This is a genomic window from Candidatus Seribacter sulfatis (assembly GCF_964187635.1).
In the GTDB taxonomy this organism is placed as follows: domain Bacteria; phylum Verrucomicrobiota; class Verrucomicrobiia; order Opitutales; family Seribacteraceae; genus Seribacter; species Seribacter sulfatis.
Map to the genome: position 1 here is coordinate 16210 of NZ_CAXLMO010000006.1, position 22933 is coordinate 39142.

A 22933-nucleotide genomic window follows, 5' to 3' on the forward strand; every position below is an offset into this window, starting at 1 on the left:
TTGGTGGTAGGTAAAATTCATAATTTCTTCGTTCAATATTCCCGATTGGGTTTCCATGTAATCATTTTATATTTGGTTCTCCTTTTTGCACCCAGTATTTCATTCGCTGATATTACGGTTCGGGTAGCGAATTTAAAGCAGGACATGGAGTTAGTAACGAGAGAACTAGCGGGACTTCGTACAGAAGTGGAATTGCTAAGGAGAGAAAATGCTCAGTTGAAAGTACAGTTAGAGCATTCCACTCGAAAACAATCTTCCAATGCAGGGGTTTCGAGCGAGGTTCTTCAAAGGATGAGCGAGCGTATGAAACAACTGGAATTCAAATTACTGCAAAGCGAAAAATCCCAGCTTACCTTGCAAAAAAGCATTGATTTGAAAATGACTGAACTCATTACCCAAATGAATAAAGGTTTTGACCAGGTTCAATCTTCTCCTGCTAAACCAGCACCAGTTCCTACATTTAATCAGGATTACCCCCAAACAGGGTTTGTACACAGTGTGGAAAAGGGAGAAACAATTTCCAGTATCGCCCAAAAATACAAGTCAAAAACCAAATGGATTATTAATGCAAATCAGATTGTAGATCCCAAAAAAGTATTTATTGGAAAAGAACTATTTATACCCCAATAATGTCAAATTTATGGCAAAAGCATCATCAAGGTTAGGTCGAGGGTTAGGTAGTTTGATTGCAGGAGGAACTGCAGCAAAAGTGGAGGATGTTTCTTCTTCTAACCCAACACTTTCACCCATTTCCACACAAAAAGAGTCTATCAGAAATTCCTCTGACATCGTAGATAGCGATTCAACTAATGATTCAGACGAAGAAAACTTGTTTTCCATACCGATCGATTCGATTGTTCCCAATCCCTATCAGCCTAGGAAAGTAATTGATCCCGATGCTATTCGCGAATTGGCTTCCAGCATTGAGTCGGAAGGACTTTTACAGCCCATAACGGCAAGAAAAGTCGGTGATTCCTATGAATTGGTAGCCGGGGAAAGAAGGTGGCGTGCGCATCAATCCTTGGGGAGAAGTACAATCCTTGTACGGGTTCTCAAGGCAACCGATATTTCCTCCGCTTCTTTATCTTTGATTGAAAACCTCCAACGAGAAGGACTTAATCCTGTTGAGGAGGCAATGGGGTATGACTCACTTGTAAATGAATTTAACCTTACACAAGCTCAAGTTGCGGAACGGGTTGGGAAAAGTAGGGCACATATCACAAACTTTCTACGATTATTACAGTTAGATGAGGAATTAAAGACCTTACTTTCCTCCCAAAAATTAAGCATGGGACATGCAAAAGTCCTCCTCGGAGTGGAGGATGAAAAAATAAGAAACCAACTCGGAAAACGGGTTGCTTCAGAAGGCTGGACAGTTCGCCAATGCGAAAAGGCAGTAGCAGAGATTCGAAATCCTCAACCAATCTCTAGGCAATCAAGTATTCAGTCTACAAAACTATTTTCTAATTTTGCGAAAATTTCCCAAGACTCATTAAAAAGAAAAGTCGCGATCAGCTGTGATCCATCAGGGAAAGGAAAACTAAGCCTTTCTTTTGAGGATGAAACAGACTTGATTGATTTACTGAAATCACTTGGCGTTTCGATTAAGTAAACAAGGTTGCCTTTTTGTTATTAAAAGGTCATATATTTCTTTTTCGTTTTAAAAATGATTGTTTTTCTTACTACCTTTCTAATTTTAGTGTGTCTCGTCGTGGTGCTTCTCATCATGATACAGCGTACCTCCGGAGGAATGGGTTCTGCCCTTGGTGGAGGTGCGGCAGACCAAGTTTTAGGTGCCGGTTCAGCCGCACAATTAACTAAAATGACAGTTTGGGGAATCCTAGGCTTTTTTGTCTTATCGTTTGCACTTTACGCATTTTATCAGAGCGAGGCTGGTGAATCTGATGAACTCAAAAGGTTAGGCACAGGCACCCCTGTTCTACAGCCGAATCTCATCCCTCCAGTTTCTGAGAATACTCCGGCAGAGGCAAAACCTCCCGAACCATCGGTTGTTGTTGATGAGCCAGTGGTTCCCGCTGTTAAGGAGACATCCGTTGTCAGTGATTCAGTGTCAGAAGCAAATACCAGCCAGTAGGGAGTTTTTTCCCTTTTTTGCGCGTTTCTTTTTTTTCTGCATCCTAGCAAGTTTTATTTCACTCAGTTCATTGAGTGGAAAAAAATCTTTCCCGGCACGTGGTTTTGCCAAAATACTGACTGAAAATGAAGCGGCGATTCGCCTGGGCAGTTATCGTTCCTTTATTGGCCGGGATTTAAATAATACAAATTTTCATCAAGCTTATGCCTTTCGTTTCCGCCTTAGGCACATGCCTAGAAGAGGAGATGAATTTTCCCGTACTGGTACTCTGTATGGCTTTGCATTAGGGCATGGATTATCGCGAATCGATCTAGATTCAACAGAAACGGAACCACATTCCAGGAATTTCCTTTTGCAAAATGGGCTGACTCCACGGGTATGGGTCTATTCCTCTCACTCCCGAAAAACTAGATTGTTAGAAAAAGAAGAACTTTTTAATCCACTCATTTTCGGTATGAATCAATCTCCGTTTGACTTGTTAATGCCCTTTGTATTTTGGAATGCCAAATATGTTAAATCTGGAAAAGTGGCAGGAAGGCCCTCCCATCTCTATTCGTTTACATCTCCGCAATGGGTCGAAAGTACCAGACCAGATTTAACTACGGTAGTAATGGCATTGGATGATAACTATGAAGCCCCATTGCGAATTGAAACATTTGGCCAATCTAATGTAGCAGAACGTACCTTTATTTTGAATAGTCTCAAGAAAGTCTCAGATCATTGGATCGTCAAATCCCTTGATTATAAGGATAGGCAGACCCGCTCCAATACACGATTTGAAGTGACTGCAGCTGCCTTGAATTTAGACCTCGACCCTACGCTCTTGACAGCAGCTGGATTGAAAAGCCAACCCGTGGTTCCAAATGAAGCATTTGTTTCTACAAATTAGGCAAATTAAAGAATTTAAATTAATGAGCTTGCTCGTTTTAAATTATCAAATACTACTCGGCAAATAACTTATGAAAAACGGATACTTATCAACTTGGGCAAAAAATGTTTCTCCTTCTCCTACTTTGGCAGTGGATGCAAAGGCAAAAGCACTTAAAGCGGCGGGAGAGGATGTTTGTGGATTCGGGGCAGGGGAGCCTGACTTCGATACTCCTTCCTTTATTAAAGATGCCTGTGCACAGGCGCTTGCTGAGGGTAAAACCAAATATGCACCGGCGGCAGGTATCCCTGCATTACGAAATTCATTGGCCCAGCGATATTTTGAAAAAGGTATTCTTAGCGAAAAATCTCCCAATCAAGTCATTGTTAGTCCAGGGGGTAAGTATTCCTGTTATCTTGCCATACTTGCCACATGTGGGGCAGGAGATGAGGTTATTATTCCAGCACCCTACTGGGTCAGCTATCCAGAAATGGTTAAATTAGCGGGAGCCACTCCCCGAGTAGTTTTTGCAGGAGATGAACAAGGTTTTAAAGTTTCCCCTGAACAAATTGAGGAAGTGCTTTCGCCCGCATCTCGAATGATTATTCTGAATAGTCCCTCTAACCCGACCGGTTGTTTGTATAACCGGAAGGAAATGGAAGCGATTGTTGAATTAGCTTGTAAGCACGATCTTTTGATCATGTCGGATGAAATTTATGAATACCTGCTTTACGATGAAGTAGAACACTTTAGCCCTGCTTCTTTTAGTGAGGAGGCAGCTGCCCGTGTTATCACAGTTTCTGGGTTCAGTAAGACATTTTCTATGACTGGCTGGCGCTTGGGCACCTTGGTTGCTAATCCTGAAATTAGTAAAGCGGTGGCTGATTTACAAAGTCAAACTACTTCAAATGCAACTACATTTGCGCAGTTCGGTGCCTTGACTGCTATGGAAAATTGGGATAAGTCGATGCAGGCGGTAGATGAAATGCTTGTTCATTTTGATCGTCGCAGGTTGAAATTGTTAGAAGGTTTACAGGGTACTCACGGTATTACTTGTCAACGATCAGAGGGTGCGTTTTATCTTTTTCCTAACATTTCTTCCTATGGATTAAGTTCGGAGGAGTTCTCTGCCCGATTATTAGAAGAGGAAAAAGTAGCAGTCGTCTCTGGACATGCCTTTGGAGCAGAGGGATACATTAGGTTAAGTTATGCAACATCCGACGAAATAATTGAAAAGGGATTGAAACGAATCCAAAGTTTTTGCGGTAATTTATAGTAATTATTTTTAATCAATAAATTTTATTTGTTGACGAATGATAAATCTCCCTAATTTTAGTAATAACTAGAATATGAAAAAATTATCCCTCTCTATTGTCTTATGTTTTCTTCTCACCACTCTCCACTCATTTGGTGTAGAACCCAGTGATTATAAAGCGAATTTCAGAAAGGGCGTAACAAGCGGATATTACCTTGGTTTCACCAGCCTGGCAGACGAGATGAGAGAATTGCGTCGACCATCCGATATTCCCAAGTCAGATGGTTTTTTACAGTCACTATATGTCGATTTCCACTATGCCAATCAGGAGTTTAATGAAGGTTTTTACAGCACAGTCGCTACAGCTACACCAAAGGCACCCATCGAACATACGATATACGGCTTAACTCTTGGGTTTGGTCTCGGAGATAACCCCAATTTAGATGTCCGTATTCCTTTGTCCGTTACAGATTTTAATGTGGGAGATATTGATGATTCGGGAATGATCGCTGGTATTGAATTTTTTCCGAATTATAGAATTAATCAATATGTTGCTTGGGGGGTCAATATTGCACACCTAAACTCGTCTAGTGATTTTCCGATGTTTGATGAGTCGATGACCAGTGTTTCTTTTGAAACTATGGTCGAATCAAGCGAGGCATATGGTATGAATTGGTCAGGCCGACTATCTATTGGCCGATATTTTCCCAGTAACGATATTAATGATGAAGCACTATGGCTATTTAAGGGAGGTATCGCACTCCACTATCATTTGCACAACAACTTTACCATGCTGCCATTTATTCGTTTTAATTACTCCAACGGCGATGTATTGACAGATAGCATGTGGGTTGATTACGGAACGGAGTTTATTCTGATGCCAAATGCTCCTTGGAATTTCAGCTTAGGTATTGCTGGTGTTGGTGGACACGATGTTATTGAGGAAGGTATGGAATTCTACCTTTCCACCAAAGGAAACTTCTAATAATACCCAAAATTTATACTCATGAAGATTAAGTTATTAAGCTCGTTGTCGATTTTATCATTCATTATTTTGGGATCTAGTTGTACCCGAACCGCTAACAAAACCGGTCCACTTCGGCCTTACCCTGAAATTACCAACGATGTGGAAATTGGTGAACCAGTCAGGGGCGAAGGAACAAGAGCAGAATTGCTAGGTTTCATACGATGGGGGGACCCAGGGCGTGCATCTTTTCGAGCCCACAAGCAGGAGCATGACTTAGGGGGTGCTGTGGTAAAGCAGTCTATGCAGTCAGCAGTCTATAAAGCTCTGGACGGTCAACCAGATCACTTTATAGTGGATCCTCACTTCCATACAGTAGAGCACAACTTTCTTATTTTTAAAACAGCGAAGACACAGGTAGTAGGTCGAAGAGCAACAAATAAGAATTATCGTCAGGTAAAAAAATACAACACTGATGATACCGAAACCCTTATATTGGAAAAGTCTCCTCAAACTTACACTGTCGAACGCAATGGTCGTGAGGCAACTAAGATAACAACCTCGGGGAACATAACTCCTTATGTAACTGATTCAGCAAAAGTGTATGATACTTCAGCGGGAGTGCAAATATTAGATTTAGATGCTCCTACCGACAGCGAAAACACCCCAACGAATTTGGGTTCTTCAATGCAGCAACTTGAATTCAAAATCCAAGAACTGAATCGCAGAATCCAAGCATTGGATCAGTAATCTTTATTTTTGATTGCCCTGAACGAGGGCATTCAAGTTATTTAAAAGCCTAACTTTTTTGCTTCTAATGGGTTGTTAAGCATTGCCTGCTTAAACTCATCGACATCAAAATCTGCGACTATAAAGTCTCCATTCTTTAAGGTGGGAGTCTTCATTTGTCCACTGCATGCTTGAAGTTCATGCATTTTTGAGGGGTCTTTTAGAACATCAATTACATTGAGCTTCAAATTGGCTTGATTAAAATATTCCAAGGCATCAATACACCAAGGACATCCGTTTTTAGTATACAGAATAGGTAAACTCATTATTTTATCTTTAATCTAATGTTTGTCATTTTGAAAGTGATTTCGAACTATGTTGTTTGCTTTGCATTTTATTCAACTCTGAACATCCTACATGCAAATGGTAAGAGAACAAAATGATTTGAATCAAAATAGTGGTTATATTCATGTAAAAGGTGCTCGTGAAAATAACTTACAAAATATTACAGCTCTTTTTCCTCGCGGCCAATTAATCGGAGTTACTGGAGTCAGCGGTTCGGGTAAGTCTTCTCTAGTCTTCGATGTCTTAGCTGCTGAAGGCCATAGGAAATATGTGGAAAGTTTATCGACCAAAGCCCGTCAGGCATTGGAAAAAGTTCGTCGTCCAGAGGTTGATTTTGTGGAAGGATTATCTCCAGTTCTCGCGATTGAACAGGCCGTTGCCGGATCCTCCGGACCTCGTAGTACTTTGGCCACTGCAACAGAAATTGCAGACTATTCCAAATTATTATGGGCTACTGTGGGCTCCCCTCATTGCCCAGTAGATGGATCCCCAGTATCGAAGAGAAGTTTAGATGACTGCGTGGAGCAACTCCTAACCAATAGTCAAGGACGGAGAGTTTTGATCCTGGCCCCAATCTTCGAAACTAAAGCAGCGGTACTAAGAGAAGAACTTCCAAATTTTGAACGAAGGGGCTTTCAAAGGGTTCGAATTGAGGGAGAAATTAAACGGTTGGACGATCGGGATTTGATTCCAGAAAAAACGAAGGGCCGGGAACTCAAGGTGGACTTAGTAATCGATCGGATAAAAGTGGATTCGAAAAGTAGGAGTAGAATAGCAGATTCCCTTGAACTTGCATTTAAAGAAGGAGGAGAATGTGCCTTTGCTTTAGTTGAAAATGATCAAAAAAAGTTTGATGAAGTTTTTTTCTCGCAAAGCTATGCTTGTGAAAAGTGTGGTTCCACTTACCCCAATCTTTCGCCCAAGCACTTCTCATGGAATCACCCCGACGGGGCATGTGAAACTTGTGCAGGCCTTGGCCAGGTACTTTCTTTCCGCGAGGATTTAATCATTCCAGATCCAACCCTCTCACTCGCAAAAGGGGCCATTAAGGTGTGGCGGTTAGGATCTCGCAAGATGGTTACTTTGCGTAAAAATATCCTAAAGCAGTTAGCCGAACAATATCCTTTGGACCTGAAGCAATCTTGGAACGACTTATCCGCACCAACAAAAAAGTTTCTTTTACACGGCGATGAGAAGCAAATTTTCGAATTAAAATTACAAATCGGTCGGGGAAAAGCTAAAAAACAACCTTTTCCTGGTATTTTATTTGATCTTGGTCAGACCATGAAAAATACCACGAGTGATTCTCTCCGTGCTCGCTTGTTAACTTATCAAGTCGGTACAAACTGTTCCTCCTGTAAGGGCAAGCGATTATCCTCCTTTTCCCGATCGGTCTTACTGGCTGGTAAATCATTTGACTATTTCCTTTCCCTTTCCTCCGAAAAAGCTTGGTCATTTATACGAAAAAAAGTTTTAGACGATCCGGAATACGAAAAAATTCTTGATGCAATCTCGGGTCTGGAACAAAGACTTGGCTTTCTTAACGAAGTGGGACTTGGCTATCTTACACTGAACCGTTCTTATTCAAGCCTGAGTGGAGGGGAAGCACAACGTGCCCGTTTAGCAATTCAACTAGGAATGGGCTTAGTGGGAGTGATATATGCCCTAGACGAACCAAGTGTGGGGCTGCATCCATCTGATCATGATCGATTAATCAAAGTGTTATATGGATTACGAAATCGTGGAAATACCGTCGTAGTGGTGGAGCATGATGCCGATACCCTTCTTGCCTGTGATCATTTATTAGAAGTTGGACCCGGTCCTGGTACAGAGGGCGGGCAACTTATGTTTTCCGGCGATGTACAATCCTGCCTGGCTTCAAAACAAAGTTCAACCGGTCCGTTTCTTTCCGGTTCGGAAAAAGTGGAAAAAGAAGCATCTGATAAACTACCAGGGAATGATCAGTTGATAGTTCGATCTGCAAGGGCAAATAATTTAAAGAAAATCGATGTTTCTTTTCCAATAGGTCTTCTTACCGTCGTATGCGGCGTTTCTGGCTCTGGTAAAAGTACTTTGGTGAATGAAGTCTTGGCTAAATCGGCCGCAAATCAATTGCACCGAGCCAAGCAATTACCCGGTGCACACTCTGGTATCGAAGGTCTAGAGCATTTCGAACAAGCGGTTCGGGTCGATCAATCTCCTATTGGGAAAAGTCCGCGTTCGAATCCCGCAACCTATGTAAAGTTATTTGATTTATTAAGAAAACTGTTTTCCCAATGTTCTCTTAGTAAGGTACGCGGATACAGTCCGGGTCGATTTAGTTTTAATTTACCCGGAGGCCGTTGCGAAAGATGCAAGGGAGATGGCATGGTGAAATTGGATATGCAATTTCTGGCTGATGTGTTCGTAGAATGTGAAAGTTGTCAGGGGCAACGCTATAATCGAGAAACTCTGGAAGTTCGTTTCCGTGGGCATAATATTGCCGACATTTTAAAGATGACCATTTCGGAAGCCAAAGAATTATTTATAAAACACCCATCTATTCTGGGAAAACTTGATACCTTGGAGGCAGTAGGATTGGGATATTTGAAATTGGGGCAGGCAGCAAATACATTATCGGGAGGGGAAGCACAGCGATTAAAATTATCTCTTGAATTAAGTCGTAAACAGTCAGGCAAGGCACTTTATCTTTTGGATGAACCAACCACCGGATTACACTGGCTTGATGTTCAACGTCTAATGGATTTATTATTTAAGCTACGAGATGCAGGAAATACATTGATCGTGATAGAACATAATCTGGATGTAATTCGACTTGCCGATCATGTTATTGAGATTGGTCCCTATGGTGGAGAAAAAGGAGGAAAGCTTGTTTTCTCCGGAACGCCAGGCAAATTAGCAGAAAAGGCAACTTTAACAGGCACCTTTTTAGGAAAGCAACTTGCGAAGATTGAACCAAAGGGCTAATGCTTTAATCCGAACAAAGGATATGCAAAACGACAAAGAAGAACATGACTTACTCACTGTAAAAAGAGATGCATTTTGGCAACTCTGGAAAAAACGTGGTTTACTTGTTTTAGCCTTATTACTCCTTCTAATTCCATTATACGGTACTTTCTCTCCTCTTTTTGAATTTATTTTATTCGCAGTATCCCTGGCAGCGTTAACCTACCCGGTATTTTTCCGACCGATTGAGAGTATAGGAAGAAAACTGTTACCTTCTATTGACCCGAGAAGGCGATCAGAACTATGTGCAGTTTTAGCTACTATTTCTTTACTCTTAATCATCTTATCTCCATTTCTCTTGATCATTTGGGAGGCTTCAAATCCAAACCAAGGCATGCTTGACACGATCCTATCTCTTGCTTTGGGGGAAGAGGAGGGAAGGGAAGCTCTTTTACAAAGCATCTCAGCACGTATTCGTGAAATTCATGCGATTTATCCGAGACTACCTCTCGATGAGGAGAAAGCGGTTCAATTTGTTTCCAACTTGGTAGGGGATACCCGGGAATTTTCGGGAACTTTTTTGGAATTTCTGTTCAAAGGAACTCGTGGCTTTGTAGCAGAACTTGCTCTTGCCTTAATTGCACTGTCGTTCCTCTATGCGCATGGTTCGAGTTTTCTTAAAGGAGCAATGCGAATTGGTGGATTCGAGAAAAGTGAAGTGAACGGATGGCTTGAAATGCACAGGAAGATTACTCTTCGCTTATTAAGTGATACTGTACTCACCTCGCTTATACGCGGTGTTGCACTTGCCTTGGTCGCTCATTTTATAGGTGGATTCTTTTTTCTCCCTGTTTTTTTCCTTGGAGCATTCATTGGACTAGTACCGGTAGTGGGAAGTGCTATGGTCTGGCTTCCACTGTCTTCTTTAGTCTGGACTAGAGGAGAACCGGTTACCGCAATGGCAATGGCGGGTTTAAGTTTATTCTTTAATTATTTAATTAGTCGAATTCGTGCTCGTATGGGAAGGCGATTACATGAACAGGGAGCTTGGTTAAGCTTTATGCTTTTCCTCGGTATTATCGGGGGGATTTTATCCTATGGTCCGCAGGGTTTTATTATTGGACCAATGGCAGTAATACTTGCTTATGGCCTCGTACGTTTTTTGGCGAACCAATCAAATTCGTCCATAAAGACCTAATCCGCATCGAAAATCTGCACTTTCTCCCACAGGTGTGAGCATTCTTTAATGAACTTTAAGTGGATTGGGTCTACTTGGTATAAATCATGATCTTTTAGATCTTTCAAAACTACTGTTAATGCGCAGTCATACGTGTCATCAACAACTGGTCTTTTGGTCGTATTTGCGGGTGTACCGATAAAATTATGTTTCACGCATTGAATTTCTCCCAGTTTTTCTACTCCTTGAAAGAATTGAGAACGATCCTCTGTATTTAAACTTTTTTTAAGCCAAAAAATAACTGTATGAATAAGCATGCTTATTAGCTAACTGAAAGAGTACAAAAAATAAAGTAAATACAGCATATTAATTAAACATGAAATTTAGTTTCAAAACTAAGTTTCAACTTTAGGAGTTAATCGGTAAGGGTAGAAACAGTTTCTTAGTCATTATATAATACTTTCCATTCCCCATCCAGATGACTGATAACTTCGGCAAAACACTTACAGGTTTATTTACTAATTAGATCCGATGGTGGAGTCGGTTCTTCATAACCTACACTTCCTGGACCTTTATGGTGAGGAGGTTGACGGGAAAGATTCCAGTGGGCAAGTAACCAAACAGATCCAAAAAGGAGAATAAGCCCAATGATAATAAACCATTCCATCTTAGATTTCTTCTGTTTATTCATTGAATAATTTTGATTTAAAAATGGTGGGAGATACTGGAATCGAACCAGTGACCTCATGCATGTCATGCACGCGCTCTAACCAACTGAGCTAATCCCCCTTCTTTTGTAGATATGTTATTTGAAGAAGAACATCGGATTTGTCAACGATGTTGGATTCTTGAGATGTTGAACACGAGTTTCCTTTACGAAAAGTAATAACTTTTTTAGGGTTCATTTTTATGAAAAAAGCACTCGTTACTGGTATAACTGGTCAAGATGGTTCTTACTTGGCAGAATTCCTACTAGATAAAGGATATGAAGTACATGGAATAGTACGGCGTGCCTCTTCCTTTAATACTTCGCGTCTTGATCATTTGTATAAAGACCCACTTGTTGATGACACCAAGTTATTTTTACATTACGGAGACTTAGCAGATGCAGTTCAGCTGGTAAAGTTACTCTACAAGCTACAACCGGATGAGATTTATAATTTAGGTGCCCAAAGTCATGTGCGAGTTTCATTCGATATTCCCGAGTATACCGGTGATGTGACAGGAGTAGGTGCAGTACGTATTTTAGAGGCAATTCGAGAAGCGGGTCTGGTTAATAAGGTTCGGTATTATCAAGCATCCTCTTCCGAGATGTATGGTAAGGTACAGGAGGTTCCCCAGGTTGAGACTACCCCGTTTTGGCCCAGATCTCCCTACGCATGTGCAAAAATGTATGCGCATTGGCTCACGGTAAATTATCGAGAATCTTATGGTTTACATGCAAGTAGTGGAATTTTATTCAACCATGAATCACCACGAAGGGGTGAAACATTTGTTACCCGAAAAATTACCCGTGCGGCAACTCGTATCAAGTTAGGGTTGCAAAAAAAATTAATTCTTGGAAATCTCGATTCGAAAAGAGATTGGGGATATGCGAAGGAGTATGTTGAAGCGATGTGGTTGATGCTTCAACAGGACGAGCCAGATGATTATGTAATCGCGACTAATGAAACCCATACCGTTCGTGAATTCTTGGAAGAAACTTTTTCCTGCCTCGATTTAGATTACAATGAATTTGTGGGCTTCGATCAGAAATATGAACGTCCTGCAGAGGTGGATCTTTTAATTGGGGACGCAAGCAAGGCGGAGAATAAGTTGGGTTGGAAACCTAAGGTAAACTTTAAGGAACTTGTTTCTATCATGGTGGATGCGGATATGAAACTTGCCCTGCAGGAAAAAGCTTTATCCGAGGCAAACCTTAGTTAATGAAAAAGGTTTTCGTTAGTGGACACAACGGAATGGTTGGTTCTGCTCTAATTCGTGCATTTAAATCCCGTATGGAAGAGTACGAGATAATTACCCGTAATCGAACGAAACTTGATCTTTGTAACCAGCTGGATGTTCATCATTTTCTTTCTTCAGAAAAACCAGATATCGTGATTAACGCAGCGGGTCGGGTTGGTGGAATCTATGCAAACAATACTTTTCCAGCAGACTTTATTCGTGAAAATTTACTGATCAATACAAATTTAATACATACTTCATACGAAGTGGGAGTAACTCGTTTTTTAAATTTGGGAAGTTCCTGTATTTACCCTCGAGAGGCAGAACAGCCTTTGAAGGAAGAATCACTGCTAACGGGTCCATTAGAGCCTACAAATTCGGCTTATGCTTTGGCAAAAATTGCCGGTTTAGAGATGTGTAGGCATTATCGAAAGCAATACGGAGTGTTGTTTCATTCTGCGATGCCCACTAATTTGTATGGACCAGGAGATAATTATCATGCACAAAATTCCCATGTTCTTCCTGCCCTTATTAGGCGGTTCCATGAGGCAAAAAAAACGGGGCAATCTGAAGTGTGTATTTGGGGGACGGGAAAACCAAGGCGAGAACTTTTACATGCAGATGATTTGGCAGATGCATTATTATTTTTATTGTCTGTCGATAATCCGCCCGATTGGATAAATGTCGGAACCGGAAGGGATCAAACCATTTTGGAATTGGCAAACTTGGTCAAGGACACAACTGGATTTGTCGGTGAAATTACGCATGATCTAACCAAGGAGGACGGAACACCAGTCAAGAGGTTAGATGTTTCATTACTTGATAACCTTGGATGGAAAGCAAGAATATCCCTTGAACAAGGACTAAAAAGCACATACGGCGACTTTTTACGATGCGAAGAGAATAACTCTTTGCGAATTTGAATAAAAATTAATTATTCGAATTGTTTTCGGAAATGTTTAAATTCATCCGATAACTCTCTCAAATGATAACGAAGGGTTTCGACTTCGTCTTTTAATTCGGTAAATTCCTTTGTCATTTCTTCGACCTGGTCAATTCGTTTATCGGGTCCTGGTACATACACCGCAACTCCGTCATTCAATTCCTCAATTACAGGTTTGGGGGCCAATTTATGGAATCTACGTTGTTCTTTTTGTCCGGGAGATGGATCCATTATACCAATAAGGGAAGGATCTCGATCCATCAATTCTTGAAGAGTCTCCTCGACATCAGAAATTCCATCAAACGAAAACATTCGACTTGCCCGATTATTCAATTCGCCAGTTGTTTGGGGTCCGCGATTAAGTAACTCGGCAAGAAGAGCTCGTTCCGGTTTAATTAAATCCAGTTCCTTCTCTGCATTGTGTTGGTATTTTGGTACGCGTGAACCAACAAGGTCAACTCGATGCACTAGTCTTTTAATGCGAAGTTCTTCAATTATTTTTTTTACCTCATCTTCATCGAAATCGGTTCGTGGTAATCGATTGTTTTTCTGATTACACGCATTAACCAAACCATTTAGACTCATTGGATAGTATTCTGGCGTAGTCAGTTCTTTTTCGATCAAGGAACCTAAAACGCGAGTCTCCTCAAAAGTTAGTTCAACCAATGTGTTATCTTCACTAATTGCTTCGTCCATAGAAAACAAGTATAGGAAGATATTGAAAAACGAAAGACTTTAAAAGAGCTCGTTTGAGCTTAGAGGCCTTTAATTATCAGAAACTATGTTAACCAAACGATGAGGCTTATCAAATTCAACCTTACCGGGGGTAAGAGCAAAAAGTGTGTGGTCGCGGCCCAATCCCACATTTTTGCCAGGATGGTATTTTGTGCCGCGTTGTCTTAAGATAATATTGCCAGCAACAACTGATTCGCCGCCAAACTTTTTAACGCCTAAGCGTTTGCTATTACTATCTCTTCCATTTCTAGAAGTACCTTGTCCTTTTTTGTGTGCCATATTGGAATTCTCTTCTGTTTACTTTAAATCAATTGATTCGATTTGAACCACTGAAATATGTTGGCGATGTCCTTTTCTTCTTTTGTAACCCTGCCTTCTTTTCTTTTTGAAAATAACTATTTTCTTATCCTTCTTATTCTCGAGAATCTTTGCTTTAACTGTAGCTCCTTCTACATTAGGAGTACCAAAGGTCGCTTTGCCTTCGTCTACAAGCATGAGAACTTGATCAATGCTTACTTGATCACCTTCGTTTGTGTCGGGGTAGCGATTTACGAAAAGTATATCGCCTTTTTGGACAGTAAATTGGCTGCCCTGTGTTTGAATAGTGGCTTTCATGATAGGAAATGAGATAATAAACCATTTAACTTTGAAATTGGCAAGCGCCATCTTAGCTTTTCGCATATCGAAATATATGCATAATTAGAATTTATTTTATGGAATTTGACAATCAGATGGTGGATGAAAAAGTAGTCCTTTCTTATTTTGAGAATAGGGGTGTTCTCGATCATTATGAAGAAGCGACCCGTAAAATTGGATTATGGGCATCTGAAGAATTGATTTTTCGAAAATGTTTTCCAAGTCAAAATGCGGAGATTTTAGAATTAGGCTGCGGGGTAGGGAGGATAAGTTTTTCTTTATGGATGCTTGGATATGAAAAGTTAACGGCCAGTGATGTTTCCAGTAAAATGGTGAAACGTGCTTTGAGCATACAAAAAGAAAGAAATAGTCGAATCAATTTTCTTACTGCTGATGCAACTCAATTATCATTTGCAAGTAATTCATTTAATGGAGTTATTTTCGGATTTAATGGATTAATGCAAATTCCACACCGAACGAATCGGAAGAAAGCGATACAGGAATGTTTTCGAATACTTAGGCCAAATGGAAGGTTTGTTTTTACTTCTCATGATCGTTCCCTTCCGAAATGGAAAAAATTTTGGGCGAACGAACGAAAAAAATGGAGGATTGGATTACAAGATAAAGCCCTTGTCGAATTTGGAGATCGGTATGGGGAAACTCCGAATGGAAAATTATTTATTCATGTTCCAGACTGTTCAGATGTACGAAAAGACTTAAAAGATGCGGGTTTTTTATTGGAGCGCGATGTATTGCGATCCCGCATTTCTGAAGAATCTAAGAGAGTCCAGGACTTTTCAGATGAATGTCGATTTTGGATCGCCCGTAAACCTGACCTTTAGAACTTAGTTACCTTAGCTGACTTCAAGGCATTCTTTGTCCAACTCCATCGTTGCTACACGAGTCGCTGGGCCAGTCATTTGAACATTGAATTCATCATCGATGAGCAGACCAATTTCTCCTCCTGGCATTTCAACGGTAATATTTTCATCACATGCCCCCATTTTCCGTGCTACTGCACCTGCCGCCGAACTGCTACTTCCTGAAGCCAGGGTATAGCCTGCACCGCGTTCCCAGATTTCAATTTTGATCCGATTACGATTAATGATCTGTAAAAATTGAACATTAGTACGGTTTGGAAAATTGGAATGATTTTCTAACCCCGAACCCAATTCCATTGCCAGTGCTTGATTTGCATTCTCCACAGGAATAACACAGTGTGGATTCCCGATTGTAGCGGCATAATATTGTAAGCTTTTGCCATTTACTTCAATTATTTCATTACAAACTTCTCTTGAATTACCCTGCACATTAACCGGAATTTTATCGCTATGAAAACTTACTTTCCCCATTTCAACAATTATGACCGATTTATCTTCTGATACCTGACAAGATACGATTCCACCCAATGTCTCGACTTGAAAGGGTTGTGTGGACACTTTTTTAATATCCCGTAAATATCTCGCAAATATTCTCAGTCCATTCCCACTCTTTTCAGCTTCACTTCCATCCGGGTTTAGAATTCTTAGCTTATAATCTGCCCGGTCTGACTTTGTAGGTCCGAGTAGAATCCCATCGGAGCCTAGACCAAAATTACGGTGGCATATCCGGATGATTTCCTTTTCCGAAAATGTGATGTCTTTTCCCTTGGGGTCAAAAACGAGATAATCATTTCCTAGAGCGTGATATTTTTCGAATTCCATAATAGGCAAAAATATTGTTTAGCAATTTGTTTGAGACGATTTAATTCTTTCCGAAACCCATTGAGCAATCAAATGATCTTCAGATTCAGATTTTCTAACAATACGCAAGAATTCTGCCGGATGGATGTCATTAGTCCCAAAGAATGCCCTGTCTCCCCCACAGCAAAACATTGTATCAAAGGGAAGTTCACCTCTCAATTTAGCTCTGGCTTTACCTATTACTCTTGGAAGCCAGGTGATACCATTCAACTTTTCGGTTTTGCCCGGAAGTGCCTTTGAATCGAGTTTCTCGAGCGAATGAATTCCTTTTTGTTCTTCAATAAAAAAATCTCTGCGTAAGTCATGAATAAGAAGAAAAGTACCAAGATCTGGAGTTCCTTCACATACCCAATCTTCAACATAATCAAAAATATCCATTTTATTGAGGCCAATTTTATTCAAAAATGGAAGATCATGCTGGATTGGAAAAGTATCGGCAGAAGTATTTCCATTACGGTATAGTTCTACTGCATTCTCCCAAATTCGAACTAATTCTTTTTGGTAATTAAAATTCATCAAGAAGTGATCGAAAAACTTCAGGCAACTGTCAACCTAAGATGTTTTTGCGAGTCGAAAATCGAGTTGCTTGTCCGATACAAAAACTTTGTCAATATGAACGCTGATTTCTTGGCCAAGCTTTAATTGAATCTTTGCATTCCTTGCGACGAGCGAAGTGCCATTGGAAGAGACTCGGTAACCCAGTTCACGGGGAAGTGTACGAATCGGTACGAATCCGCGTGCGAGGGTGTCAATCAGTTCAATAAAGAATCCTCTTCTGGAAATCTCAGTAATAATTGCTCGATGTGACGGTGCAGGTCTTTTTCCAATATCTCTTTTGTAGTACAGTAATAGTTTATCTTTTACTGATTCCCTCTCTGCATCCACGCTATTTCGTTCGGTTATGGACAAATGCTTTGCCGTTCCTTCCAGTCGAGCGTGGTCTATTTTCTTTCTCTTATTTCCACGGACATGATCTTCAATAGTTCGATGAACAATCAAATCGGCATATCTACGAATGGGAGAAGTGAAATGAAGGTAATCATTTTTCGCCAGTCCATAATGTCCATCGGGGGTACTCTTATAACAAGCCTGCTTTAAACTTCTTAAGAATTTAATTCGGAGAACCTGAGATAGTGGATGCTTATTCATTGCAGTAAGCATTTTAGTCACTTCCTTCCTTCCGGTTAGTTCACCGCATGAAATACCAAATACTTGTAGAAAGCCTCTTAATTCCTCTAAGTTTTCCGGATCTGGGTCTGGATGAACCCGAAAAACGCCCGGTAATTTTTGTTTTCGTAATTCAATTGCAAGCCGTTCGTTTGCTAAAAGCATAAACTCTTCAATCATGTGATGACTTTCATCACTTTCTGACTGTAAAATTTCTTCAGGTTCCCCCTTTTGATCGACTAAGATTTTGACCTCTGTTGATTCCAAATCGAGTGAACCTTTTTTCATCCGTTCGGCTCGGAGTACTCTTGCAATTGAAGCAATTTTACGAATATTTACCTGCAGGTCCTGAAGGAGATTATCAGGGAGTTCATTTAAGAGTTTTCCAGGGTTCCCAGAATAACGACTAGGGGGTGGCTTGGCAGATTTAATCTTTTCGAGTTCATCTTCCTTCAAAAATAGACTGGCTTGTTCATAGGTCAGTCTTTTATCGCTTAGAATAACGGACTCAGTAATTTTTGAACGTACTACATTACCTTCTTTTGAGAAGACAAAGAAGACTGACTTAACCAATCTCTCTTCGCCCTCCACTAAACTACAAATCCCACTTGATAAACGATGGGGCAGCATGGGAACGACTTCCCCCACTAAATAAGTTGAATTCCCTCTCCGATTGGCCTCACGATCTAGGGCACTGCCTTGTTTTACGTAATGAGAAACATCTGCAATGTGGACTCCGATTTCCCACTCACCATTTTGTAATTCCTTTACCGATAATGCATCGTCAAAATCACGGGCATCCAGTGGATCAATCGTTAGTGTGAAGATACTTCGGATATCTTTCCGATCGGTAAGATCTTCCTTTGAAACTTGATCGGGGCAAGCTTTTGCTTCCTCCATTACCTTGTCTGGGAAATTTCCACTTAACCCATATTTTGCTAAAATTCCTTTATGATCAGTAAGTGGATCGTCGCTTGGTCCCAGTACCCGAAGGACCTTACACATAGGAATACGAGCCGGCGGGTCCCATCGCACAAATTGGGCTAATACTTTATCATGCTCAACCGCATTTCTTTGGTCTCCAAGAATCTTAAAGGGAACAAAGAGCCTCGAGTTTTCAGCTTGTACGAGTGAACGGCCAAGGTCCCTTCGCAAGTAACCTAGGAATTCAGTTGTTCCACGCTTGATGATTTTCCTGACCTCGTAGCGAGCCTTGGAAGGTTTTCGATCTCTTTTTTTACGGTCAAATTTTTTCGTTTTGGGGGGCAGGACGGTAAGTTCAACTGTGTCTCCGTGAATTGCCGTACCAGAAGAACCTTTTGCGAGGGCAATGGGTTCGTCTTTTCCTTCTACAACAACTTTTGCTCGTCCTTGTTTCCCAAAATATAAAATGCCATGGACTTTTACTCGGCCCACAGAGTTAAAATTTTAAAAAATTGATAAAATAAAGACTGATTCTTAATCCTTGGTCATTTCCCAGCCAATGGGAAGGGCGGCTGAGATGTCATTGGTCGATTCAGATTTTTTATCAGCACCATCTTCTTTGTTGATTGCTGCTGAAAAGACTCCGTTTTCATCTTTTCCTTTTGTATCGTCATACCAACGAATTGTACCGTCGCTAAAAAGTACATGACCCCCTTCACCTGCCCAAGGAGAATCCACATCCCAACTGTCTGAACCGGATTCGAGGCCTCTTGTCCAAATGATTGGGTATGCACCACTTTTTAAGTTTCGATTAAATTTTCTACTTTCTGCGTCATCACCGGGAATGGCAATAGTATACCCGATCGCATCTTTTACGCTATCAAGTTCTCCATACTCACTGGGGATTTGTGAGGGTGGTCCATCTCCACTATCGTCTTCGAGTAAGTCCCTGTACTTTTCATCATCAGGAAGAAACCAAAGTTCAGGTCGGGTGTCATTGGTCTTTTTACGGTACCAAATTGCAAAGTCAGCTGCACTTTTCACATCATCACTCATCGGGAAGGAGAATTGACTCTTGGTTACAAGAGACTCGTAGATAGTCTTTAAATTTTTCTGAGCAGCCGTTCTGCCTGCTGTACCAAACACATCGCCAAAACCGACAAATGCAATCCCAGCAAGAATACCAATGATTGTGATGACTACGAGAAGTTCGATTAGGGTAAACCCTTTTTTCTTAGATTTTTTTACATTCATGTTTTCGTGATTCGGTTCGGTAAAATAAGCATAAATTAAACTACAATTTAATATGGTAATGCAAAACCTTCACAGAGGGCAAGTGCCTTCTTTTGCGCCTCATTTAAAACAGAGGAGTCTTCCGGGTTGGAAAGAACATCAGAAATTATACTGGCAATCTCTTTCATTTCATTTTCCTTCATTCCCCGAGAAGTAACTGCGGGAGTTCCAATGCGCAAGCCACTGGTTTGGAAAGGACTACGAGTTTCCCCAGGCACCGTATTTCGATTCAGGGTTACATTCGCTCCATCCAAAGCAATCTGAGCTTTCTTTCCTGTTAATTCCGGGTGTGATGGACGTAGGTCGAGTAGCATTAAATGATTATCGCTTCCACCACTCACTAAATGAAAACCCTTCGCACTTAATGCAGTAGCGAGAGAAGCAGAGTTATTAATCACTTGTTGTTGGTATTCTTGGAAGGAGGGTTTTGCTGCTTCCTTGAAACAAGTGGCTTTCGCCGCAATTACATGCATGAGGGGACCCCCTTGATTACCAGGGAAGACGGCAGAGTCGATTGCCTTTCCGTATTCTTCTTTACACATAATGAGTCCCCCGCGTGGACCCCGGAGAGTTTTGTGGGTCGTTGTGGTAACAAAGTCAGCATGAGGAACGGGGGAGGGGTGCAACCCAGCGGCAACAAGACCAGCGATATGGGCAATATCCGCTAGCAATAATGCCCCACATCCTTTTGCAATCGTACCCATTCTTTCAAAATCAATAACTCGGGGATAAGCCGATGCCCCTACGGTAATTAATTTGGGCTTTTCCCGATTCGCAATTTCTTCAATTGAATCGTAATTAATGTAGCCCGTCTCTGGATTCACTCCGTAGTTAATTACCTCATAGAGCATACCGCTACAATTTTTGGGATGACCATGAGTAAGATGACCACCATCTTGCAAGCTCATCGTTAAAATTTTGTCATTGGGTTGTAGCATGGCAAAATAAACGGCCGTATTTGCCTGACTACCCGAGTGTGGTTGTACATTTGCGTACTCAGCTCCAAAAAGAGATTTGGCACGTTCAATCGCAAGGCTCTCTGCGACATCGACATGTTCGCATCCACCATAATATCTTTTTCCCGGATATCCTTCCGCATACTTATTTGTTAGTACGCTTCCAGTTGCTTCTATAATTGCGGGCAGTGTGAAATTTTCCGATGCAATTAATTCGATGTGCGTGCGTTGTCTGATTTTTTCCTTTTCGATTGCTTGAAAAATTTCTGGATCAAGCTCTTTAAGGGAGGTGGGATCGAGAAAGGATGAGGATGAAGTGGATGCTGTTTCTGTATTGTACATGGTGAAAATAATAAACTTATGAAATTAAAGAGTTTTCTCAACCCAGTTGAGAAGAGAGGGGAGTGCTTCTTTCATTCGATCTCTACATTCCCTGTAGACTTCCATATCCTGACCATAGGGATCCGGTAACTCTTTTGATCCTTGATCGATGAATTCTCTCATCAGAAATATAGATGTGCTTTCCGGCACTTCAAAATACATGTTGAGTAATGCACGGTGAGATTCTGTCATGCAAAAAATGGCCGAGGCATTCTCGAGGGTGGCACGGGTTAATGCTGCACTTCGATGATCAGATATGTCCAAGTCCAATTCTTGGCATGCCTGTATCGAATTGTCAGATGCCTGGTCCCCATCCATTGCAGAGATACCGGCTGAAAAAACGCGCACCTTTTTTGTAATTTTTGACTTGGTCAAAGCATCTTCAAATAATTTTTCCGCCATTGGACTACGACAAACATTAGCAGTACATACAAATACAACTAGTTTTTCTTGCTTACGTTCCTTTTTCTCTCGGCTTTTTTTTCCCATGTTCGAATATCACTTTTTCTCGATCTTCCGACAAAAAGGCAAGATTGAATCAATTTATGTTCTAGAAAATTCTTTATGTCCAATGTCCTTACGAAAATATTTTGAGGTAAAATGAATCTTTTCACATAATTCGTATGCTCGATCTCTTGCCTGTTCTAAACTTTCCCCCCATCCCACTGCTCCGAGCACTCTTCCCCCTGCACTCACGATTTCTTGTTTTTCATTTAACTGGGTCCCGGCATGAATAATTTGACTATCCTCCGAAGAAAGTTCGGGTTGTTGGATTACCTCTCCCTTAGGATAACTTTCCGGATAGCCTTTGCTTGCAAGAACTACAATCATTGCCGATTGATTTTTAATTGCCAACTTGGATGGTAAAGTACCTGCTTTTGCAGATTGAATTAAAACAGGAACAAGGTCTTCTTGCACTAATGGAAGAATTACCTGAGTTTCAGGATCTCCAAACCGCACATTAAATTCAAGTACTTTGGCACCATTGGAGGTAAGCATTAAGCCAATGTATAATGTGCCTCGGAAATCGATTCCATCTGCTTTTAGTCCCTTCAGGGTGGGGATAACTATCGAATTTTCGTACTCTATTAACATTTCATCAGTTACCAACTTGGTTGGTGCATACGCCCCCATACCTCCGGTATTTAAACCAGTATCACCTTCTCCTACTTTTTTATGATCTTGGCTGATCGGAAGGGTGACATAATTCTCACCTGAACAGATTAAATGGAGCGAAGCCTCCTCCCCTTCTAAAAACTCCTCAATTACAACCTCTCGTCCACTATCTCCAAAACTGGCGCCGTCCAGCATATCTTGGACGGCAAATTCTGCCTCTTTCAGGGTAGAACAAATTAATACTCCCTTTCCTGCTGCTAATCCACTTGCTTTTACTACAACCGGAAGTGAACAGGTGGATAGATATTCAAGTGCGGGTTGAATCTCGCTAAAATTCCCGTAGGAGGCAGTGGGTATGCCATGTTTAGCAAGAAAATCTTTGGAAAATGCCTTGCTCCCTTCCAATCGGGCTGCTTCTTTATTGGGTCCGTAAGCTAATATACCCTCCGATGCCAATGTAGTGACTGCACCATTACATAGAGGAACTTCCGGGCCAATGATTACAAAGTCTACCTCTTCCTGTTTCGCCAAAGTTACAATTTGATCATTTTTTTCGACATCGAGAGGGAAAGTAAGAAATTCTTTAGTTATTCCACCATTGCCCGGGGCAACAATGACTTTATCGACTAATGGACTATTCGAACACACTTTTGCCAGTGTGTGCTCCCTTCCTCCGCTTCCAATAACAAGAATTTTCATATTTTCTTCCTTCATCAC

25 protein-coding genes and 1 tRNA gene are annotated in these 22933 nt (G+C 41.0%); 12 read left to right on the forward strand and 14 right to left on the reverse strand.

All coding sequences use genetic code 11. The annotated features are described in order from the left end of the window. The first annotated feature begins 72 nt into the window (after positions 1-72). The 7 genes from ACKPQ5_RS00765 (at position 73) to ACKPQ5_RS00795 (ending at position 5932) form a co-directional block, all read left to right on the forward strand. Positions 73-630 carry a LysM peptidoglycan-binding domain-containing protein gene (locus ACKPQ5_RS00765; protein WP_407677177.1) on the forward strand — a complete coding sequence of 186 codons (558 nt, stop codon included), beginning with the start codon at positions 73-75 and terminating at the stop codon, positions 628-630. Positions 631-640: 10 nt separating this feature from the next. Then, positions 641-1612, forward strand: a complete 972-nt coding sequence (locus ACKPQ5_RS00770) for a ParB/RepB/Spo0J family partition protein (RefSeq protein WP_407677178.1) — start codon at positions 641-643, stop codon at positions 1610-1612. Between the two features lie 54 nt (positions 1613-1666). Beyond that, on the forward strand, positions 1667-2095 hold the full coding sequence (secG, locus tag ACKPQ5_RS00775) for a preprotein translocase subunit SecG (RefSeq protein ID WP_407677179.1): 429 nt from the start codon (positions 1667-1669) through the stop codon (positions 2093-2095). Continuing rightward, positions 2061-2984: a LolA-like protein gene (locus tag ACKPQ5_RS00780; RefSeq protein ID WP_407677180.1), complete on the forward strand. Its 924-nt coding sequence runs from the start codon at positions 2061-2063 to the stop codon at positions 2982-2984. Before secG ends, ACKPQ5_RS00780 begins: the two co-directional genes overlap by 35 nt. A 70-nt stretch (positions 2985-3054) precedes the next feature. Further along, on the forward strand, positions 3055-4239 hold the full coding sequence (locus tag ACKPQ5_RS00785) for a pyridoxal phosphate-dependent aminotransferase (RefSeq protein ID WP_407677181.1): 1185 nt from the start codon (positions 3055-3057) through the stop codon (positions 4237-4239). A 73-nt stretch (positions 4240-4312) separates the two neighbouring features. Beyond that, positions 4313-5203, forward strand: coding sequence for a hypothetical protein (locus ACKPQ5_RS00790; protein WP_407677182.1), 891 nt, complete (start codon positions 4313-4315; stop codon positions 5201-5203). 21 nt (positions 5204-5224) lie between these two features. After that, complete coding sequence (locus ACKPQ5_RS00795; protein WP_407677183.1) at positions 5225-5932, forward strand: hypothetical protein; 708 nt, start codon at positions 5225-5227, stop codon at positions 5930-5932. Positions 5933-5973: 41 nt separating this feature from the next. Here the strand turns inward: ACKPQ5_RS00795 and ACKPQ5_RS00800 are convergent, their stop codons facing one another. Then, the gene (locus ACKPQ5_RS00800) at positions 5974-6237 is read right to left on the reverse strand and encodes a glutaredoxin family protein (protein WP_407677184.1); all 264 of its coding nucleotides are present in this window, start codon (positions 6235-6237) and stop codon (positions 5974-5976) included. A 97-nt stretch (positions 6238-6334) separates the two neighbouring features. On the opposite strand from ACKPQ5_RS00800, the gene uvrA reads away from it, so the two are divergent. Together uvrA and ACKPQ5_RS00810 are read left to right on the forward strand one after the other, a co-directional pair. Continuing rightward, the gene (uvrA, locus tag ACKPQ5_RS00805) at positions 6335-9223 is read left to right on the forward strand and encodes an excinuclease ABC subunit UvrA (RefSeq protein WP_407677185.1); all 2889 of its coding nucleotides are present in this window, start codon (positions 6335-6337) and stop codon (positions 9221-9223) included. 22 nt (positions 9224-9245) lie between these two features. After that, a complete protein-coding gene (locus ACKPQ5_RS00810) occupies positions 9246-10400 on the forward strand; it encodes an AI-2E family transporter (RefSeq protein WP_407677186.1) in 1155 nt (384 codons plus the stop codon). On the opposite strand, the gene ACKPQ5_RS00815 is transcribed toward ACKPQ5_RS00810, so the two are convergent. From ACKPQ5_RS00815 to ACKPQ5_RS00825, 3 genes are all read right to left on the reverse strand, one after another. Next, on the reverse strand, positions 10397-10696 hold the full coding sequence (locus tag ACKPQ5_RS00815) for a Dabb family protein (protein WP_407677187.1): 300 nt from the start codon (positions 10694-10696) through the stop codon (positions 10397-10399). The genes ACKPQ5_RS00810 and ACKPQ5_RS00815 overlap by 4 nt on opposite strands. Before the next feature lie 194 nt (positions 10697-10890). Continuing rightward, on the reverse strand, positions 10891-11070 hold the full coding sequence (locus ACKPQ5_RS00820) for a hypothetical protein (RefSeq protein WP_407677188.1): 180 nt from the start codon (positions 11068-11070) through the stop codon (positions 10891-10893). A gap of 21 nt (positions 11071-11091) precedes the next feature. Then, a tRNA-Val gene (locus ACKPQ5_RS00825) sits at positions 11092-11168 on the reverse strand. 120 nt (positions 11169-11288) lie between these two features. Between ACKPQ5_RS00825 and gmd the strand changes: the two genes are divergently transcribed. Further along, entirely contained in the window at positions 11289-12305 is a 1017-nt protein-coding gene (gene gmd / locus ACKPQ5_RS00830) for a GDP-mannose 4,6-dehydratase (protein WP_407677189.1), read from the forward strand. After that, positions 12305-13246, forward strand: a complete 942-nt coding sequence (locus tag ACKPQ5_RS00835; RefSeq protein WP_407677190.1) for a GDP-L-fucose synthase family protein — start codon at positions 12305-12307, stop codon at positions 13244-13246. Before gmd ends, ACKPQ5_RS00835 begins: the two co-directional genes overlap by 1 nt. Positions 13247-13257: 11 nt before the next feature. On the opposite strand, the gene ACKPQ5_RS00840 is transcribed toward ACKPQ5_RS00835, so the two are convergent. The 3 genes from ACKPQ5_RS00840 to rplU all read right to left on the reverse strand — a co-directional run bounded on the left by ACKPQ5_RS00840 (position 13258) and on the right by rplU (position 14616). Then, positions 13258-13962: a YceH family protein gene (locus ACKPQ5_RS00840; RefSeq protein ID WP_407677191.1), complete on the reverse strand. Its 705-nt coding sequence runs from the start codon at positions 13960-13962 to the stop codon at positions 13258-13260. A 69-nt stretch (positions 13963-14031) separates the two neighbouring features. Beyond that, entirely contained in the window at positions 14032-14280 is a 249-nt protein-coding gene (gene rpmA, locus ACKPQ5_RS00845) for a 50S ribosomal protein L27 (RefSeq protein WP_407677192.1), read from the reverse strand. Positions 14281-14298: 18 nt separating this feature from the next. After that, complete coding sequence (gene rplU, locus ACKPQ5_RS00850; protein ID WP_407677193.1) at positions 14299-14616, reverse strand: 50S ribosomal protein L21; 318 nt, start codon at positions 14614-14616, stop codon at positions 14299-14301. Between the two features lie 98 nt (positions 14617-14714). Between rplU and ACKPQ5_RS00855 the strand changes: the two genes are divergently transcribed. Beyond that, a complete protein-coding gene (locus ACKPQ5_RS00855) occupies positions 14715-15479 on the forward strand; it encodes a class I SAM-dependent methyltransferase (RefSeq protein ID WP_407677194.1) in 765 nt (254 codons plus the stop codon). Positions 15480-15491: 12 nt separating this feature from the next. Here the strand turns inward: ACKPQ5_RS00855 and dapF are convergent, their stop codons facing one another. The 7 genes from dapF to purD are packed head-to-tail and all read right to left on the reverse strand — an operon-like array spanning position 15492 to position 22930. Then, entirely contained in the window at positions 15492-16340 is an 849-nt protein-coding gene (gene dapF, locus ACKPQ5_RS00860; RefSeq protein ID WP_407677195.1) for a diaminopimelate epimerase, read from the reverse strand. A gap of 18 nt (positions 16341-16358) precedes the next feature. Next, positions 16359-16895: a DUF5069 domain-containing protein gene (locus ACKPQ5_RS00865; protein ID WP_407677196.1), complete on the reverse strand. Its 537-nt coding sequence runs from the start codon at positions 16893-16895 to the stop codon at positions 16359-16361. A 36-nt stretch (positions 16896-16931) separates the two neighbouring features. Then, the gene (locus ACKPQ5_RS00870) at positions 16932-18962 is read right to left on the reverse strand and encodes a ribonuclease R family protein (protein WP_407677197.1); all 2031 of its coding nucleotides are present in this window, start codon (positions 18960-18962) and stop codon (positions 16932-16934) included. Between the two features lie 42 nt (positions 18963-19004). Continuing rightward, positions 19005-19724, reverse strand: a complete 720-nt coding sequence (locus tag ACKPQ5_RS00875; RefSeq protein ID WP_407677198.1) for a prepilin-type N-terminal cleavage/methylation domain-containing protein — start codon at positions 19722-19724, stop codon at positions 19005-19007. Positions 19725-19771: 47 nt separating this feature from the next. Continuing rightward, a complete protein-coding gene (locus ACKPQ5_RS00880; RefSeq protein WP_407677199.1) occupies positions 19772-21061 on the reverse strand; it encodes a serine hydroxymethyltransferase in 1290 nt (429 codons plus the stop codon). Positions 21062-21085: 24 nt separating this feature from the next. Next, on the reverse strand, positions 21086-21589 hold the full coding sequence (locus tag ACKPQ5_RS00885; RefSeq protein ID WP_407677200.1) for a low molecular weight protein arginine phosphatase: 504 nt from the start codon (positions 21587-21589) through the stop codon (positions 21086-21088). 54 nt (positions 21590-21643) lie between these two features. After that, positions 21644-22930: a phosphoribosylamine--glycine ligase gene (gene purD, locus ACKPQ5_RS00890; RefSeq protein WP_407677201.1), complete on the reverse strand. Its 1287-nt coding sequence runs from the start codon at positions 22928-22930 to the stop codon at positions 21644-21646. Positions 22931-22933: the final 3 nt, after the last annotated feature.

Bases quoted from the DNA above. Each gene is read 5' to 3' on its own strand.
- ACKPQ5_RS00770 (WP_407677178.1), top strand. From the start codon at position 641: ATGGCAAAAGCATCATCAAGGTTAGGTCGAGGGTTAGGTAGTTTGATT.
- secG (WP_407677179.1), top strand. From the start codon at position 1,667: ATGATTGTTTTTCTTACTACCTTTCTAATTTTAGTGTGTCTCGTCGTG.
- ACKPQ5_RS00785 (WP_407677181.1), top strand. From the start codon at position 3,055: ATGAAAAACGGATACTTATCAACTTGGGCAAAAAATGTTTCTCCTTCT.
- ACKPQ5_RS00790 (WP_407677182.1), top strand. From the start codon at position 4,313: ATGAAAAAATTATCCCTCTCTATTGTCTTATGTTTTCTTCTCACCACT.
- ACKPQ5_RS00795 (WP_407677183.1), top strand. From the start codon at position 5,225: ATGAAGATTAAGTTATTAAGCTCGTTGTCGATTTTATCATTCATTATT.
- ACKPQ5_RS00800 (WP_407677184.1), bottom strand. From the start codon at position 6,237: ATGAGTTTACCTATTCTGTATACTAAAAACGGATGTCCTTGGTGTATT.
- uvrA (WP_407677185.1), top strand. From the start codon at position 6,335: ATGGTAAGAGAACAAAATGATTTGAATCAAAATAGTGGTTATATTCAT.
- ACKPQ5_RS00810 (WP_407677186.1), top strand. From the start codon at position 9,246: ATGCAAAACGACAAAGAAGAACATGACTTACTCACTGTAAAAAGAGAT.
- ACKPQ5_RS00815 (WP_407677187.1), bottom strand. From the start codon at position 10,696: ATGCTTATTCATACAGTTATTTTTTGGCTTAAAAAAAGTTTAAATACA.
- ACKPQ5_RS00820 (WP_407677188.1), bottom strand. From the start codon at position 11,070: ATGAATAAACAGAAGAAATCTAAGATGGAATGGTTTATTATCATTGGG.
- gmd (WP_407677189.1), top strand. From the start codon at position 11,289: ATGAAAAAAGCACTCGTTACTGGTATAACTGGTCAAGATGGTTCTTAC.
- ACKPQ5_RS00835 (WP_407677190.1), top strand. From the start codon at position 12,305: ATGAAAAAGGTTTTCGTTAGTGGACACAACGGAATGGTTGGTTCTGCT.
- ACKPQ5_RS00840 (WP_407677191.1), bottom strand. From the start codon at position 13,962: ATGGACGAAGCAATTAGTGAAGATAACACATTGGTTGAACTAACTTTT.
- rpmA (WP_407677192.1), bottom strand. From the start codon at position 14,280: ATGGCACACAAAAAAGGACAAGGTACTTCTAGAAATGGAAGAGATAGT.
- rplU (WP_407677193.1), bottom strand. From the start codon at position 14,616: ATGAAAGCCACTATTCAAACACAGGGCAGCCAATTTACTGTCCAAAAA.
- ACKPQ5_RS00855 (WP_407677194.1), top strand. From the start codon at position 14,715: ATGGAATTTGACAATCAGATGGTGGATGAAAAAGTAGTCCTTTCTTAT.
- dapF (WP_407677195.1), bottom strand. From the start codon at position 16,340: ATGGAATTCGAAAAATATCACGCTCTAGGAAATGATTATCTCGTTTTT.
- ACKPQ5_RS00865 (WP_407677196.1), bottom strand. From the start codon at position 16,895: ATGAATTTTAATTACCAAAAAGAATTAGTTCGAATTTGGGAGAATGCA.
- ACKPQ5_RS00875 (WP_407677198.1), bottom strand. From the start codon at position 19,724: ATGAATGTAAAAAAATCTAAGAAAAAAGGGTTTACCCTAATCGAACTT.
- ACKPQ5_RS00880 (WP_407677199.1), bottom strand. From the start codon at position 21,061: ATGTACAATACAGAAACAGCATCCACTTCATCCTCATCCTTTCTCGAT.
- ACKPQ5_RS00885 (WP_407677200.1), bottom strand. From the start codon at position 21,589: ATGGGAAAAAAAAGCCGAGAGAAAAAGGAACGTAAGCAAGAAAAACTA.
- purD (WP_407677201.1), bottom strand. From the start codon at position 22,930: ATGAAGGAAGAAAATATGAAAATTCTTGTTATTGGAAGCGGAGGAAGG.